Origin of the sequence: Paenibacillus sp. FSL H3-0302 (assembly GCF_037982245.1) — a bacterium.
Lineage (GTDB): Bacteria > Bacillota > Bacilli > Paenibacillales > Paenibacillaceae > Paenibacillus_AQ > Paenibacillus_AQ odorifer.
This window is the reverse complement of sequence record NZ_CP150284.1, coordinates 3016048-3031350: the sequence shown is the minus strand read 5'-3', so window position 1 is coordinate 3031350 and position 15303 is coordinate 3016048. Positions and strand designations below refer to the sequence as shown.

14 protein-coding genes are annotated in these 15303 nt (G+C 48.0%); 1 reads left to right on the top strand and 13 read right to left on the bottom strand.

The window, feature by feature from the left end; translation table 11 throughout:
- Positions 1 to 3: 3 nt before the first annotated feature.
- From ftsY to MHH50_RS13360, 12 genes are all read right to left on the bottom strand, one after another.
- Entirely contained in the window at positions 4 to 1011 is a 1008-nt protein-coding gene (ftsY, locus tag MHH50_RS13415) for a signal recognition particle-docking protein FtsY (RefSeq protein WP_036686498.1), read from the bottom strand.
- A 36-nt stretch (positions 1012 to 1047) separates the two neighbouring features.
- Positions 1048 to 4617, bottom strand: coding sequence for a chromosome segregation protein SMC (gene smc / locus MHH50_RS13410; RefSeq protein ID WP_076126122.1), 3570 nt, complete (start codon positions 4615 to 4617; stop codon positions 1048 to 1050).
- A gap of 197 nt (positions 4618 to 4814) precedes the next feature.
- Positions 4815 to 5519, bottom strand: coding sequence for a ribonuclease III (gene rnc, locus MHH50_RS13405; protein ID WP_038570606.1), 705 nt, complete (start codon positions 5517 to 5519; stop codon positions 4815 to 4817).
- A 15-nt stretch (positions 5520 to 5534) separates the two neighbouring features.
- Complete coding sequence (gene fabF / locus MHH50_RS13400; protein ID WP_076101782.1) at positions 5535 to 6770, bottom strand: beta-ketoacyl-ACP synthase II; 1236 nt, start codon at positions 6768 to 6770, stop codon at positions 5535 to 5537.
- A 218-nt stretch (positions 6771 to 6988) separates the two neighbouring features.
- Positions 6989 to 7222 (bottom strand): acyl carrier protein, encoded by a 234-nt coding sequence (locus MHH50_RS13395; RefSeq protein WP_036686493.1) that lies wholly within the window; start codon positions 7220 to 7222, stop codon positions 6989 to 6991.
- A 125-nt stretch (positions 7223 to 7347) separates the two neighbouring features.
- Positions 7348 to 8097 (bottom strand): 3-oxoacyl-[acyl-carrier-protein] reductase, encoded by a 750-nt coding sequence (fabG, locus tag MHH50_RS13390; protein WP_036686492.1) that lies wholly within the window; start codon positions 8095 to 8097, stop codon positions 7348 to 7350.
- Between the two features lie 54 nt (positions 8098 to 8151).
- Positions 8152 to 9075: an ACP S-malonyltransferase gene (fabD, locus tag MHH50_RS13385; RefSeq protein WP_076190037.1), complete on the bottom strand. Its 924-nt coding sequence runs from the start codon at positions 9073 to 9075 to the stop codon at positions 8152 to 8154.
- Positions 9076 to 9096: 21 nt separating this feature from the next.
- Positions 9097 to 10086 carry a beta-ketoacyl-ACP synthase III gene (locus MHH50_RS13380; RefSeq protein WP_139329841.1) on the bottom strand — a complete coding sequence of 330 codons (990 nt, stop codon included), beginning with the start codon at positions 10084 to 10086 and terminating at the stop codon, positions 9097 to 9099.
- 8 nt (positions 10087 to 10094) lie between these two features.
- Positions 10095 to 11084, bottom strand: a complete 990-nt coding sequence (plsX, locus tag MHH50_RS13375; RefSeq protein WP_038570599.1) for a phosphate acyltransferase PlsX — start codon at positions 11082 to 11084, stop codon at positions 10095 to 10097.
- Entirely contained in the window at positions 11068 to 11664 is a 597-nt protein-coding gene (gene fapR / locus MHH50_RS13370) for a transcription factor FapR (RefSeq protein ID WP_036686484.1), read from the bottom strand. The genes plsX and fapR overlap by 17 nt, the downstream gene beginning before the upstream one ends.
- A 358-nt stretch (positions 11665 to 12022) precedes the next feature.
- Positions 12023 to 12196, bottom strand: coding sequence for a 50S ribosomal protein L32 (gene rpmF, locus MHH50_RS13365; protein WP_019911234.1), 174 nt, complete (start codon positions 12194 to 12196; stop codon positions 12023 to 12025).
- Positions 12197 to 12265: 69 nt separating this feature from the next.
- The gene (locus MHH50_RS13360; protein WP_036686482.1) at positions 12266 to 12778 is read right to left on the bottom strand and encodes a DUF177 domain-containing protein; all 513 of its coding nucleotides are present in this window, start codon (positions 12776 to 12778) and stop codon (positions 12266 to 12268) included.
- A gap of 209 nt (positions 12779 to 12987) precedes the next feature.
- Here MHH50_RS13360 and MHH50_RS13355 point away from each other — a divergent pair, with 209 nt between their 5' ends.
- Complete coding sequence (locus tag MHH50_RS13355; RefSeq protein ID WP_340034423.1) at positions 12988 to 14226, top strand: nucleotidyltransferase; 1239 nt, start codon at positions 12988 to 12990, stop codon at positions 14224 to 14226.
- Here MHH50_RS13355 and MHH50_RS13350 read toward each other — a convergent pair.
- Positions 14216 to 15253 (bottom strand): SepM family pheromone-processing serine protease, encoded by a 1038-nt coding sequence (locus tag MHH50_RS13350; RefSeq protein ID WP_340034422.1) that lies wholly within the window; start codon positions 15251 to 15253, stop codon positions 14216 to 14218. The genes MHH50_RS13355 and MHH50_RS13350 overlap by 11 nt on opposite strands.
- Positions 15254 to 15303: the final 50 nt, after the last annotated feature.

Here is a 15303-nt window from a genome sequence, read left to right as displayed (position 1 = left end):
TGATTACACTTGCTCTTCCGATTCTTCTGACTCTTCTTCCTCGGCAATTAATCCGGCAAAAAGAGCATGTACGAACTGCTGCGAATCAAATGGCTGCAAGTCTTCCATTTTTTCTCCAAGACCTACAAACTTCACCGGCAAATTCATTTCCTGACGAATCGCTACAACGATTCCGCCTTTAGCCGTACCGTCCAGCTTCGTCAAGACCAAGCCAGTGACGCCACTCTTTTCACCAAATAACTTGGCTTGTGTAAGTGCATTTTGACCCGTCGTAGCATCTAGCACCATCAGTACCTCATGTGGAGCACTTGGGATTTCTCTTTGAATGACGCGGAAGATTTTGTTGAGCTCTTCCATCAGATTGCTTTTATTCTGCAGTCTGCCAGCAGTATCGCAGATTAAGATATCCACGTTGCGTTGCTTTGCCGCTTGGACCGCATCGTACATTACAGCCGCCGGGTCAGAGCCTGCTTGTTGTTTAATGACATCTACGCCTGCGCGTTGGCCCCAAACCTCAAGCTGCTCAATCGCTCCGGCACGGAACGTATCCCCTGCAGCCAAAAGAACTTTTTTACCTTCTTGTTTGTAACGATGAGCCAGCTTGCCGATGGTAGTCGTCTTGCCCACGCCATTGACCCCAACGAACAAAATAACCGTAATTCCATTCGGATTTTCCTTCAGGCTGTTATCATCATCTCCACGCAGCAGCTCCATAAGCTTACGGGACAAAATCGGCTTCAGCTCGGCAGCATCTTCAATCCGATTTTGCTTCACTTCGGCACGCAAATCCTCGACAAGGGTCATAACAGTGTTTACACCCACGTCTGCACCAATCAAAATCTCTTCCAGCTCTTCGTAGAACTCTTCATCTATCTTTTTGCGGCGGATGATAAGGTCGGAGACCTTCTCTACAAAACCTTTACGGGTTTTCTCTAATCCGTCGCGGAATTGTTTCGTTACACTTTCCGTTTTGCCGGAAATGCTTTCTTTTAATTTTCTAAAAAAGCTCATTTGGTTCCTCCTAAAAGTTTCTCTTCTTTGATGAATTTAAGCAATCTCAGCTTCTTCATCCTCTAAACGTACTGAAACGAGCTTGGAGACACCGCCCTCTTCCATCGTTACTCCGTATAACACGTCCGCCTCTTCCATCGTTCCTTTGCGGTGCGTAACGACGATGAACTGAGTTTGTTCAGAGAACTCGCGTAAATACTGTGCAAAACGAACAACGTTCGCTTCATCGAGCGCAGCCTCGACCTCATCCAATACGCAGAACGGAACTGGCTTCACTTGCAAAATAGCAAACAATAACGCCATCGCAGTTAGAGCGCGTTCACCGCCGGATAAAAGCTGCAGATTTTGCAATTTTTTACCCGGTGGTTGGGCTACGATATCTATACCTGTTTCCAGCATATGTTCCGGATCCAGAAGCATGAGATCCGCTCGCCCGCCGCCGAACAGCTTTGAGAACACGGTCCCGAACTGTTTGCGGATCGCATCAAAGGTCTGTTTGAAACGTTTGGACATTTCATCTTCCATCTCGCGGATTACTTGATACAAGGTAGTCTTAGCTTCGACTAGATCATCTTTTTGTCCACTGAGGAACGTATACCGTTCATGGACCCGCTGATATTCTTCGATCGCCCCTAAGTTAACCTCTCCTAGCGCAGAAATACTGCGCTTCAAACGCTGTACATCGGCTTGTGCGGCAGGTACATCTTCAGGCACTGGATATCTCTGTTTTGCTAACTCATAACTTAGCTCGTAGTCATCACTCAGCTTGCGGAGAATATTATCCAGCTCCACATCGAGTCGACCGACAGAAACTTCAGTGGCACGCAGCTTGTCCTCGACTACTTTAAGGGCCTGACGTTGATCTTTAGTCTTGCCTTCCTCAAGTTCCAGCTTACGGGTTAACGCTGTACGCTCAGCACGCGCAAAATCCAAAGTTCCAGTCGTCTCTTCCTTCTTCAAGCGGTAACTGTTCAAATCTTCCTTCTGCTTCACAGCTTCCAAAGCATTGTTAGCCAGATCCTGTTCAATCGTATGTAACAGATTTCGATTCTGGCGCAGCTCCTTGTCCTGTGAACCCACATCTTGTCTTAGGCGACGTAACTGCTCCTCCAGGGAGAATATCTCCTGATCGAGCTTGCCTTCCGAGACTTTCATACTGGTCAACTTGCCTTGCAGCTCTTCCTTAGCTGATTCATTCGCTTTACGCGCTGATTCAGCGTTACGGATACCCTCATGGGCTTCCTTTTCTTCCTTTTCAAGGCGTTCAAGCTCAGCAGTGGCTTGCTTCCGCGTCTCTTCAAGCGCACGTACTTCATTCTCAAAGCCGCTGCGTTCCGCACCTGTGCTCTCCACTTGCTCCTGCACATGCCGAAGCTCATGCTCGAGCTGCTTCAAATCACCGGAGACTCTTTGCTCTTCCAGTCTTTTCTCATCGCCATCACGGCGCAGGTCCTCCAGCTTCACGCTAGCGTTCTCCTGCTCCTCACGAAGTCTGGCAATGCCTTGCTTCAGCTTCACTATTTGACGTTCGCTTTCTTCAATCTCACTGCTTAATTGATCCAGCTGACGTTTACGGCTAAGCAAGCTATTATTCTTCTTATGCTGGCTACCCCCGGTCATCGAACCGCCGGCATTAACTACATCGCCTTCCAGGGTAACTACCCGATAACGATATTGGCATCTAGCGGCGATACGGTTCGCTTGCTCCAAGCTCTCCGCAATAACCACATTGCCGAGCAAACTGCCAATAATGCTAGTATATTTATCATCGTAACCAACAAGTTCGGAACCAATTCCAACAAATCCGTCAGCATCACCCACCATACCACGGTCACTGCCAGAAATCTGGCGCGGCCGGATAACATCTAGCGGAAGAAAGGTAGCTCGTCCCAGCTGACGTTGCTTTAGAAATGATATCGCTTGGCGGGACACAGTCTCATTATCCATGACCACATGCTGAAGTGATGCGCCTAGAGCAGTCTCAATCGCCATTTCCAGCTTCTCCGGAACAGAGATCAGCTCCGCAACCGCACCATGCACACCGTTGAGCTGTCCTTTGCGCGCACCCTTGAGCACTTCTTTAACCCCAAGCATGAAGCCGTCGAAATCATCCTGCATCTCTTTCATGGTCTCATGACGAGAAACTTGCGCTTCCCGCTTCTGTTCCCATTTCCGAAGACCGGACTGTGTTTCTTCGATCAGCTTCTGACGTTTACTGAGCTGCTCACTTTCAGTGATATAAGCCCCGCGAAGATTGCTAAGCTCCTTCCCCAGCTGGGCAATCTTGTCCTTCAGCCCTTTCTGGTTGGCAGACAACTCTTCATGCCGGGCTGTCCATTTGCCGCTTTCTTCTTCACTGCGGCTCATACGACGTTCCAGATTCTCCTTTTGCTGATCCGCGTAACGAATTTCGTTACGTGCATTCGCCATAAGGTTCATTAGCTCCAAAAGAGCACTTTTGAGCTTTTCTTCCTGGCTCTGGCTAATCCCGTCTGCCACACCTTCAAGCCTTGTCTCTTCATCTTCGATCTGTTTCCGAAGATCCACAAGCTTAAGCCGCGATTGTTCAAGCTTAAGCTCCAGATCCACGACTTCACGCTGACGATCTGCAGAACGCTCGCCAACCGAACCTAACGTGAGCATTAACTGCTCACGATTACTTTCCAGATTGCGCTTGCGTTCCCTCAGCACTTCACCGTAACCTTCACTCTTCTCAAATGCTTCGCTATAACGCAGCAATTGCTCTTGCTGCTTCTCGATCTGTGCTTCGATTGTGCGCAATTCAGAGCGCCCGCTCTCCAGCTTGGCATCATGAGCCGAAACCACAGTAGACAGCTCCAGCTGTTCGTCCTTCAACGTTTCAAGCTTAGCGTTACCTTCCTGCCAAGCGGTATGAATGCCTTCAATCTGGTGTACGTATACTGAAATTTCCTGATGTTTTAATTGTTCGCGAAGTTCCTTAAAGCGGATAGCTTTCTCGGACTGATCCTTAAGTGGCCCAATCTGATCCTCAAGCTCACTGATCAAATCATGAATACGAAGCAGGTTCTGCTCGGTATCATCCAGCTTTCGACTTGCGTCTTTCTTGCGCGATTTATATTTTACAATACCTGATGCTTCTTCAAAGATGCCTCGCCGATCTTCGGAACGAGTACTTAGAATTTCTTCAATCCTACCCTGCCCGATAATCGAATACGCTTCGCGTCCGATACCGGTATCCATAAACAGCTCTGTGATATCCTTCAGACGGCAGGACTGCTTATTAATTAAATATTCACTATCTCCACTGCGGTGGACTCTCCGAGTCACTGTAACTTCGCTGAAATCCAGCGGAAGTGTGTGATCTTCATTATCAAGCGTAAGTGATACTTCGCCATAATTCACGGCTTTACGCGCATCACTTCCAGCAAAAATGATATCCTCCATCTTGCCGCCACGCAGTGATTTAGCACTCTGTTCGCCGAGTACCCAGCGTATGCCGTCAGAAATATTGCTTTTGCCGCTTCCGTTCGGGCCAACTACAGCCGTTATACCGCGCACAAACTCCATTTCTGTTTTGTCGGCAAATGATTTAAAACCAGCTAATTCTATCCGTTTCAAAAACATACTTGCCAATCACCTCTGACCCATTATACCATAGCGTTTGTACCCTAAAAAACCATTAAGATGTACCTTATCCTTTGTAACGCGGAACATATAAGTTCTTATATTGTCGAAAAAGAGCAGCAACGGTCTGAGCTCCGCCTAAACGCCGGTATTCAGACCTTTGCTGCTCTCCTCCGCTTGTCCCCTTGATGCAAAACTCAGGCACCGTCCTCTTTCAGATGCAAAAGTGCTGCTGCTGCAGCCTGCTGCTCTGCTTCCTTCTTGGACCGGCCGCTTCCTTTACCAAGTGAACGGTTAGCCATATACACCTCTGAGACGAATTCACGCTCATGTGCAGGTCCCCGTTCTTCTATAATTCGATATTCCAATGTACCCATATTGTGCTGCTGAATTAGCTCTTGCAGTTCCGTCTTATAATCGGTCATCTGCATTTGCAATTTCCCATCCGTCTCCACGAGAGGAAATACGTGATTATCAAGAAAACTCCGCACTGTTTCCAGTCCTTGGTCGAGATAAAGCGCTCCCACGAAGGATTCGAATACATCAGCCAGCAGGGCCGGGCGAGTACGTCCGCCCGTAAGTTCTTCCCCTTTGCCCAATAGTACATAACGGCCAAAACCTAAACTCTCCGCAAACTTGACCAGTGAAGGCTCGCATACAATAGCGGCCCGCAGCTTGGTCAACTCTCCCTCAGGTCGGTCTGGCAATAGATTGTACAAATATTCAGAAACCGTTAACTCCAGAACTGCATCCCCAAGAAATTCGAGACGCTCATTGTCCTGATGCTGATTGAAACGGTGTTCATTCACATAGGATGCATGGGTAAAGGCCTGCTTCAGAAGCACAGAATCGTGAAATTGGATTTGAAGTTGCTGTTGTAACTGCTTCAGTTCTCCTTTCACCGCACTGTCCCCTTACTAATTATATTTTTTTAGAATAACTGTTGCGTTATGTCCCCCGAAGCCGAACGAATTCGACATTACAATATCAAGATCAGCTTTACGTGGCACATTTGGTACATAATCCAGATCACATTCCGGGTCTTGGTTGTCCAAATTAATCGTTGGCGCAATCATCCCTTTTTGCAAAGAAAGGCCACAGATAATAGCTTCTACTCCACCAGCAGCACCCAGAAGGTGACCTGTCATGGATTTCGTCGAACTAATTGCCACTTTATAGGCATGGTCACCCAATGCTTTTTTAACAGCAGCAGTTTCTGATCTATCTCCTACAGGCGTTGAAGTACCATGAGCATTGATGTAATCAATATCTTCAGGAGAGATACCAGCATCCCGGATTGCCATCTTCATGCAGCGAGCTGCACCATCTGGATCAGGCTCAGTCATATGATGAGCATCTGCGCTTAGACCATAACCGATAACCTCAGCATAGATCTTCGCTCCACGTTTCTCAGCATGTTCGAGTGATTCCAGAATAAGAATCCCGGCACCTTCACCCATAACAAAACCATCGCGATCCACATCAAACGGACGACTTGCCTTCTCAGGCTCATCATTGCGAGTGGACATTGCTCTCATAGCACAAAAACCAGCCATACCTGTTGGACGAATGGTCGCTTCGGAACCACCGCAGATCATTGCATCCGCGTCTCCACGTTGAATCAAGCGGAAGGATTCCCCAATGGAGTGACTTCCTGTAGCACAAGCAGTTACTGTCGTCGTATTAGGACCCTTTGCACCAAGGTTAATGGACAACTGCCCAGAACCCATGTTAGCGATCATCATCGGAATGAAGAACGGACTAACCCGCTTCGGTCCTTTTTCAAGCAACAAGTTATGATTGTCTTCCCAAGTTCCAAGACCACCAATACCTGATCCTACAGATACACCTATTCTTTCGGCATCAATATCTTCACCGATCTTAAGTCCGCTATCTCGTAATGCGTCCTCACCGGCAGCCACTGCAAATTGTACAAAACGGTCCATTTTGCGGGCTTCCTTACGACCAAAAAGTGCCTCTGGATCGAAATCTTTAACAGAGGATGCTATTTGCGTAGTATACTCACTGACATCAAAGGTCTCAACCTGTGATACACCGGATTTGCCGCTCATAAGATTATCCCAGAACGTCTCCAAATCTTTGCCCAATGATGTAACTACGCCCATCCCGGTAACAACCACTCTATGACTCAAACACAATCACCCCATCTATAGGTTGTATACATTATATTCAGAACTTATATACTTTCTGTTGCTACTATATGAACAGCGATAACCGCATCATTAACCATCCTGCGGTTCTGTTATATCCCTTATATAGTTGCTCAAGGCAACCTTTGATTCATCTTTAATGCTCTATAAATGAGGAGAAGTCCCGCCCTAGCAGGAACGGGACTCTCAATCATATGACTCTAGGTATGAGATTGTATGTACTTCACAACTTCACCCACGGTCGTAATCGTCTCTGCATCTTCATCAGAGATTTCCATATCGAATTCATCTTCCAATTCCATAACCAATTCTACTACATCAAGAGAATCAGCACCTAAATCATCTTTGAAAGACGCTTCTAATGTTACCTCAGCTTCATCGGCACCTAAGCGGTCGATGACAATGCGTTTTACACGCTCTAATACATCGGACATCCGGTTCACCTCCTCTTTTGGTATTATACGAGATATGAGTTCAAAATACCATAGAGCGTCAAAAACGCTTTCTTTATCCCTCACATTTCAGCATTAAAACAGTGTAATTTCTCCTTGACGGAGAGTTACATATACATCCCGCCATCCACGTGTAGTGTCTGGCCGGTCATATACGCAGCGCCTTCAGAGGCCAGGAAGACTACAGCCATAGCAATCTCTTCAGGGCGCCCCAGCCGAGCAAGTGGAATGCCCTTCTCAAGCTCACTGCGCACTTCCTCAGAGAGCTCACGCGTCATATCTGTATCAATGAAGCCAGGAGCGATACAGTTCACCGTGATCCCCCGTGAGGAAAGCTCACGAGCCGATGCCTTCGTTAAACCGATGACACCTGCCTTAGCTGCGGAGTAATTAGCTTGTCCAGGATTTCCTGTTACACCTACTACGGAAGAAATATTGATAATGCGCCCGTAGCGTTGCTTCATCATAGGGCGTGTAGCTGCCTTTAGGCAGTTAAACACCCCTTTTAGATTCGTTTCGATCACTTGATCGAACTCTTCTTCTTTCATGCGCATAATCAGGTTGTCTCTGGTAATGCCGGCATTATTGACAACAATGTCAATACGTCCCCAGGTATTCAGAACCTCTTTGACAAGGTTCTCGGCCTGTTCACTATTGCCGACATCGCCACGAAGGGCAATACCCTCCGAGCCAAGCTCGACAATCCGAGCTACGGTTTCTTGTGCGGCTGCTTCACTGCCCGCATAGTTCACGGCCACCTTCACGCCATGTTCCGCGAGAGCAAGTGCAATACTGCGGCCAATGCCGCGAGAGCCACCAGTTACAAGGGCCGTTTGACCCCGCAATGCTGAGAACATCATTTATTCCCCTTTCGATCATATTGCTATTGATAAACAATGTTTGAACGTATCTTACAAGACAGCTTGCACACTTTCAAGCGTGTTAATGTTGATTACTTTGACTGTTTTGTCTATTTTGCGGATCAGACCTGCCAGAACACTGCCAGAACCAATTTCCACAAAAGTATCCACACCATCAGCAATCAGCCATTCAATACTGTCTTGCCAGAGCACAGGGGAGTACACCTGGCGGACAAGCAGTTCACGGATTTCTTCAGGATCCGTTACAGGTGCTGCGGTAACATTGACAATAACAGGTACAGCCGGAGCATTAAAGGTAACACTCTTCAGCTCGTCTGCCAAGCGGTCTGCCGCAGCCTTCATCATCGAAGAGTGAAAAGGTCCACTTACTTCCAGCGGAATAGCCCGCTTTCCGCCTGCTTCCTTAACACGCTGCACAACACCGTTAACCCCGGCCTGTGAACCAGAAACAACAATCTGTCCCGGGCAGTTCACATTCGCCAGTTCTACCACGCCGCTCTCCTCGGATACGCTCCGGCATAATTCTGCCAGAGCATCCCGCTCCGCACCAAGCACTGCAGCCATAGCTCCCTGTCCACCTGGAACAGCTTCCTCCATAAAACGACCGCGTAAACGCACGAGTCTTACAGCATCTTCATAGGACAATACGCCTGCCGCAACCAGTGCGCTGTATTCTCCTAGGCTATGACCAGCTACATAATCCGGCTTCATCCCTTGATCACGTAATGCTTCCAGAAAAGCCACACTTGCTGTTAGCAGAGCTGGTTGTGTATTTACGGTCTGTTTCAAATCACTGTCAGGTCCTTCAAAAATCAGCTGGCTCAGCGGAAATCCGAGCACCTCGTCACCTTTTTCGAATACCGCGCGGCTGTGTGGAAGAGCTTCATATACATCTCTACCCATTCCAACTGCCTGTGCACCCTGACCGGGAAAGACAAATGCGATTTTACTCATAAGTAAGAACTCCTTCCTCTATTACCAGATCAATACGGACGCGCCCCAAGTCAAGCCACCGCCGAATCCAACCATCAGAACCGTGTCGCCTTCCTTCATGCGTCCTTCTTCCGCCGCTTCAACTAGAGCTAGAGGAATAGAAGCTGCTGATGTATTAGCATATTTATCAACATTGATTACACATTTCTCCGGTGGCAGGTCAAGCCGCTGCATAGCGGATTGAATGATACGAATATTCGCTTGATGCGGTACGAACAAATCAATATCTTCTTTACCTAATCCGGCTTTAGTAAGCACACGTTCTGTAGCTGAGCCCATAACACGAACGGCAAACTTAAACACTTCCCGGCCATTCATATAGATGAAATGTTTCTTGTCTTCAACCGTCTGCTGAGAAGCAGGCAAGCGCGAGCCCCCAGCTTCCAGCTTAAGCAAGTTTCCTCCAGAACCTTCAGCACCCAGATCGAAGGATTGGAAACCGCGTCCCTCTGGAACTTCACCGATGATTACTGCTCCTGCACCATCGCCAAACAGTACACAGGTGTTACGATCCGTATAATCAGTGATGCGGGATAAAGTATCCGCACCAATTATGAGTGCATTATTGTACATTCCGTTCTGAATAAAGCCAACCGCAGTAGCTAGGCTGTATACAAAACCAGAGCAGGCTGCTGACAAGTCAAATGCCGCAGCACCTTTTGCTCCAAGTTTATCCTGCAAAATGCAGGCTGTGGAAGGAAAGGAGCTATCAGGGGTTACCGTTGCAATAATAATAAGATCCAGATCTTCGGCTTTCATGCCTGCAGAATCCAAAGCTTTAAGTGCAGCTTCATAGGCTAAATCAGAAGTTGCCTCATGTGGTGCAGCGATATGTCTTTCACGGATCCCTGTCCGACTGACGATCCATTCATCGTTAGTCTCCACTATCTTTTCTAGATCACTGTTTGTTAAAATTTTCTCAGGTACATATTTACCCGTACCGATAATCCCAACCGGCCGCAACTGTTTCATTTCGTCACTCACTTCCCGCTAATTTCCTTGGATATACTTGGCACAAGATCGGCTTGCAGAGCAATCCGCGCTTGTCTTACTGCATTTTTAACCGCATTTCCGTCTGAAGATCCATGCCCCTTAACTACCAATCCGCTAAGACCAAGCAGCGGTGCACCGCCATGCTCTTTATAATCCATCTTGCCCTTCAGGGCTCTAAGCTCCGGCATCAGCATAGCCGCTCCAAGTTTAGTCTTCAGAGAACGGCTGAATTGCTCCTTCAGTAAAGAGAACAATGCACCCGCTGTACCCTCAAGCGACTTCAACAGGATATTACCAGCAAATCCATCGCAGACAAGCACATCGCAGTTTCCTGTCAGTACGTCGCGTGCCTCAACATTACCGATAAAATGAATGCCCGGCAAGTTCTCCAGCAGTGGATAGGCTTCTTTGGTCAGTTCGTTGCCTTTCCCAGGCTCCGTCCCTACATTTAGAAGTCCAACCCGCGGCTTAGCAATGCCATGCACTTTATTCCGATAAATGCTGCCCATCAGCGCATATTGCACCAGATGTTCAGGCTTCGCATCCATGTTAGCGCCAAGATCAAGCGCAAGCACGCCAACATCATCCAGCGTCGGAATCATAGGTGCCAGCGCCGGACGTTCAATCCCCTGCATACGGCCTACTACAAGTAACCCTGTAGTCATAAGCGCCCCCGTGTTACCTGACGAAATCATAGCATCTGCTTCGCCCTCACGCACCATACGTCCAGCTACAACCATGGATGAATCTTTTTTGCGGCGAACCGCCTTAACCGGCTCTTCATCAGAACCAATAACATCTCCTGCATGCCGCACACTCAGGTTGGACGGCTTGTCCTTCAGCAGTGGCTCTAGTCTGGCTTCGTCACCTACGAGCACAATCTGCGTATCTTTCCATTCCGCGGCCGCGGACAACGCCCCCTCGACATTACATTCAGGAGCGTTGTCCCCGCCCATGGCATCAATGGCGATCAGCACTACGGTTCCCCCCTTCACTATACTCTTCATTAGCGGAACGATACACTATAAAGTGGCCTTGAAATACCAATTCTTCTCCGACATAGGTGAATACGTCCACCTCTGCTTTGCCGCCTCTGCCTGCAAGTGACCGCACTTGAGCTTTAGCAATGCACTTCTCACCAAGCAGAACCATACGAACAAATCGTATGTCGGCTGAAGCAGTCAAGGCAATTTCATCGTTAATTACAGCAACCGCAAGCGAATTGGCTTGAGCAAACACGTAGTGGCCACGGGCTATCCCATTTCTGGAAAAGACATGATCCTCACGAATTTCAAAGATCGAAATCCCGCTCTTATCGAGCTGTAAATCCACAATATCTCCGATCACTTCATCCGCAGGCAAAGAGCGCACCTGATCATAGGAATGCTCTGCCATTTGTTTCATTCTTTCACGCAGTTCTGGTATTCCCAGCTCCATCCGGTCTAACCGAATCGTCTGAATGCTCACCTTCAGCTGACGAGTCAACTCCCGATCAGTTACAAAAGGATTGCCTGCAATTATATGTAGCAGCTGTTGCTGACGTTCTTTCTTGGACATCCGCTCGATAGCGGCTCACCTCCTGGCACATGCCAAGCATAAACGCCTTCGGCGCCCTAATAAGGACGGTAAGCGTTTAAGCGAGAAATATAAGACATAAAGTATAGGTGCATAACTTATACTTCCTTATATTTTAAAGAAAGCATCCGGCCGCTTGAATGGCCGCTGTTATATTAGGTCTAACAATCATAAATATTTTTTAGAACCAGGTACTAATATGTAGTATAAAGCATGCCGCACCAAAAATAAAGCATTGACTTCTGAGCGGAACATAAAGTATAGGTGCATACCCTATCTTTATTAGATTTGGACAAAAAAATAGTACCTCACCGAAGTGAAGTACTACTTATTTTTGAAACTATTGTTTGATGATTTCTCTTGCTTTGTAAGTTCCGCAAACTTTGCATACGTGGTGAGCTAGTTTCAACTCTCCGCATTGTTCACATTTCACCATGCCCGGCACAACCAACTTAAAGTGGGTGCGACGTTTGTCACGGCGTGTTTTAGACGTTCTACGTTGTGGTACTGCCATGTGTTCCACCTCCTCGTGATATTTCTGTCAGCCTGCTCCTCAGAGCAGGATGTGTTTTGTTGTAATGTTTCATTTGAAAAAGTCTTTCAACCCAGCGAGTCGAGGATCGATCACTGTGTTGTCGCAACTGCAGGTGCCTTCGTTCAAGTTCTGTCCGCATTTCTGACAAAGACCAAGACAGTCTGCCTTGCACAATACCGAATCCGGTAAGTGCAGTACGAAATTTTCTTCCACATACGGGATAAGATCCACAACCTCATCCTTGACGTAAATGAGATCCTCATCTTCGTCATCATCTGGAAGAACTGGCTGCTTAAGCCACTTGAAAGTCTCAGCAAAAGGAATGTTCAAATCACTTTTGACCTCCGTGAGACAACGTGAACATAACATGTCCACATCTCCACTCAGTTTCCCCACCACGTTCACACAATCGGTTCCCGCGGGCAGCGCTTTAAGGTCTACTGAGAGCGGAGCAACAGTTAGAATATCCTTGCGCCCTTTGACTACCTCGCTGACATCCACAACATCGTGAATATGTAACGGTTCGTCGGCATTCGCTAATTTGCGAAAGTGAATCTGCATACTTATCACTCCCAAACAAACAAAATTTATTATACCTAGTATTCTATACCTTTGTCAACCATTTTCCCTTTATATTGTTTCAGAAAATGCGGTGAATTATGATATAACTATTAGTGTAAATCAAAAGATCAGCTTGTGCTAACAGTATCTCTAGAAATCTACCCTACTAAACTCAATAAATATACCTTACTTATCGGAGGGAAGCCACAGTGACAACGGTTGGAATCATCGCAGAATACAATCCTTTACATAACGGACATGTGCATCACTTCACGGAAGCCAAAAGACTTTCCGGCGCAGAGCGCACCATCGTCGTCATGAGTGGTCCCTTTACCCAGCGCGGCGAGCCGGCGGCGGTAAGCAAGCAAGCCCGGACAGAGATGGCGCTGCATATGGGCGCCGACCTCGTCATTGAGCTGCCGGTGGCTTATGCCGTCCAGCCAGCCGAGTGGTTCGCGTTCGGAGCAGTTGCACTGCTGGAAGCGACCGGGGTCGTGGACAGCTTGTGCTTCGGCTCCGAAGCCGGCACTTTGGGCTCGCTGCTCCCGCTGGCCAGATATCTGGCTGAGGAAAGCAGCGAGCTTCAGAGCGAGATCCGCCGCCGCATGGCGCTCGGAGCGAGCTTCCCCGCCGCGTACAGCGCAGCGGCGGCGGTGGCCTTTGAAGGGACTCTCCCGGAAACGGAGAGTCCCGGAGATGCAGGCGAGCTGCTGCGCCAGCCGAATAACAGCCTTGGCCTGCATTATCTTATCGCCTTGCAGCGGCTGCACAGCAAGATAATGCCACTAACCGTTCCGCGCACAGCAGCAGGCTTCCATGACCCATTACAAGCCGACTCTTCTATTGCAAGTGCGACGGCCATCCGCAAGCTGCTGCAAGAAGGCGGATCTCCCGCTGCTTATATGCCGGATTATAGCGTGTCCATTTTGGAAAGAGAGCATGCAGCCGGAAGGGGCCCTCTGAGCTTGGAGAGCTTCAGTATCCCGCTCCGCCATCTGCTGACCACCCATACTGCTGCCGAGTTACACGCGATCCATGATATGAATGAAGGCTTGGAGAACCGAATACTGCGGCTTTTGCCTGAGTTGGAGCAATTCTCTGTTTCAGGCCTGCTTCACGCCCTTAAGAGCAAGCGCTACACGCATACACGGTTACAGCGTCTGCTGCTACATGTTCTGTTAAATCATTCTAAAAAAGAAATGACCCCTTCCATACTAGCAGAGGGGCCCGGATATATTCGTATTCTTGGTTTTAGAGAAAGCGGACGAGCACTGCTTAAAGAAATGAAACAAAAAGCTACGTTGCCCATCGTCATGCGCCCGTCCCTTTGTTCCCATCCGCAGCTTGAGCGAGATCTTCAAGCAGCTTCCGCTTTCGCGGGAGCTTTTAAGGAGCCCCGCAGAATTGATATGTACCGCGATTATTTGGAACCTCCGGTCATGGTTTGACCGGCAGTTCCTCCATATACTTCAGCGCCTCATCCAGCGTAGATACAGGCACCAGCTTCATAGATGTGCCGATTTTATCAGCTTTTGCTTTGGCTTCGTCATAATTCTTAACAGGCACGAAAAAAATCTCCGCCCCTTCTCGGTCCGCAGCCACGATCTTGTGTTTCACTCCACCGATAGCACCAACTACACCCTCAGCGTTAATCGTACCCGTCCCTGCAACCCTATGGCCCTTAGTTAAATCTCCAGAAGTAAGGCGATTGTAAATTTCCATAGTGAACATTAGCCCTGCCGAAGGTCCGCCAACATTTGTATCTACAAAGCTGACAGCTTTCCCTGCTTCTTTTGGTTTTACTTTTTGAACGGCGGCAATAGTGACTCCAAAACCAGGTCGAACGGCAGCTCCCTCTTTATCCTTTATTTCAACCAACGTCACTTGTTCTTGTACTTCCTTGCCATTTCTTTGCAAAACAACAGCGACTTGATCTCCGATTTTTTTAGAGGAGAGCAGTTTAGACAGTGCTTCAGGATCGGGCACTTTTTGTCCCTCTACACTAATGATTTTGTCACCCGGCAGAAATTGTCCTTTATTACTTTCTACAGGAACCGAAAAGACGTAGAGATAATCCACTACATCCTCATATGGAATTCCCGCTGCATGATAAGCGGCCTGAACAGAATAAGACTGTGAGCTATTCATATAATAAACCTGCTCTGCAGCATATTCGTCTTCTGATTTATCCCCTAGCCGGGTTTCTTTTCGCACAACCTCTGAATTGGAATTAAAAGCAGAGGCGACCAATAAGGCCACATTAGCATAACTAGCAGACACCGTAGTCATCATAAACGTTCCTTCTTCAGCCGGATCGGCATTCTCTACCTTAATCATAGGGGCAACTTCAGATGCACTGCCTGGCTGATATACGATGTACGGGGTGTTCATAAAGACAAATACATACACGATTACTACAAACGTAAACAGATAAGCTGTGGCGCGGAAACCCGGCCGATGCTTCAGTTGCTTCACTGCTCTTCCCTTCTTTCCCGCGGCTCTTTTAGGATATGAATGATTGAACT

Excerpts from the sequence above, each read along its gene's own strand:
- ftsY (WP_036686498.1), bottom strand. The coding sequence starts at position 1,011 with ATGAGCTTTTTTAGAAAATTAAAAGAAAGCATTTCCGGCAAAACGGAA.
- smc (WP_076126122.1), bottom strand. The coding sequence starts at position 4,617 with ATGTTTTTGAAACGGATAGAATTAGCTGGTTTTAAATCATTTGCCGAC.
- MHH50_RS13395 (WP_036686493.1), bottom strand. The coding sequence starts at position 7,222 with ATGTCCGATGTATTAGAGCGTGTAAAACGCATTGTCATCGACCGCTTA.
- fabG (WP_036686492.1), bottom strand. The coding sequence starts at position 8,097 with ATGTTCTCAGCATTGCGGGGTCAAACGGCCCTTGTAACTGGTGGCTCT.
- fabD (WP_076190037.1), bottom strand. The coding sequence starts at position 9,075 with ATGAGTAAAATCGCATTTGTCTTTCCCGGTCAGGGTGCACAGGCAGTT.
- MHH50_RS13380 (WP_139329841.1), bottom strand. The coding sequence starts at position 10,086 with ATGAAACAGTTGCGGCCGGTTGGGATTATCGGTACGGGTAAATATGTA.
- fapR (WP_036686484.1), bottom strand. The coding sequence starts at position 11,664 with ATGTCCAAGAAAGAACGTCAGCAACAGCTGCTACATATAATTGCAGGC.
- rpmF (WP_019911234.1), bottom strand. The coding sequence starts at position 12,196 with ATGGCAGTACCACAACGTAGAACGTCTAAAACACGCCGTGACAAACGT.
- MHH50_RS13360 (WP_036686482.1), bottom strand. The coding sequence starts at position 12,778 with ATGCAGATTCACTTTCGCAAATTAGCGAATGCCGACGAACCGTTACAT.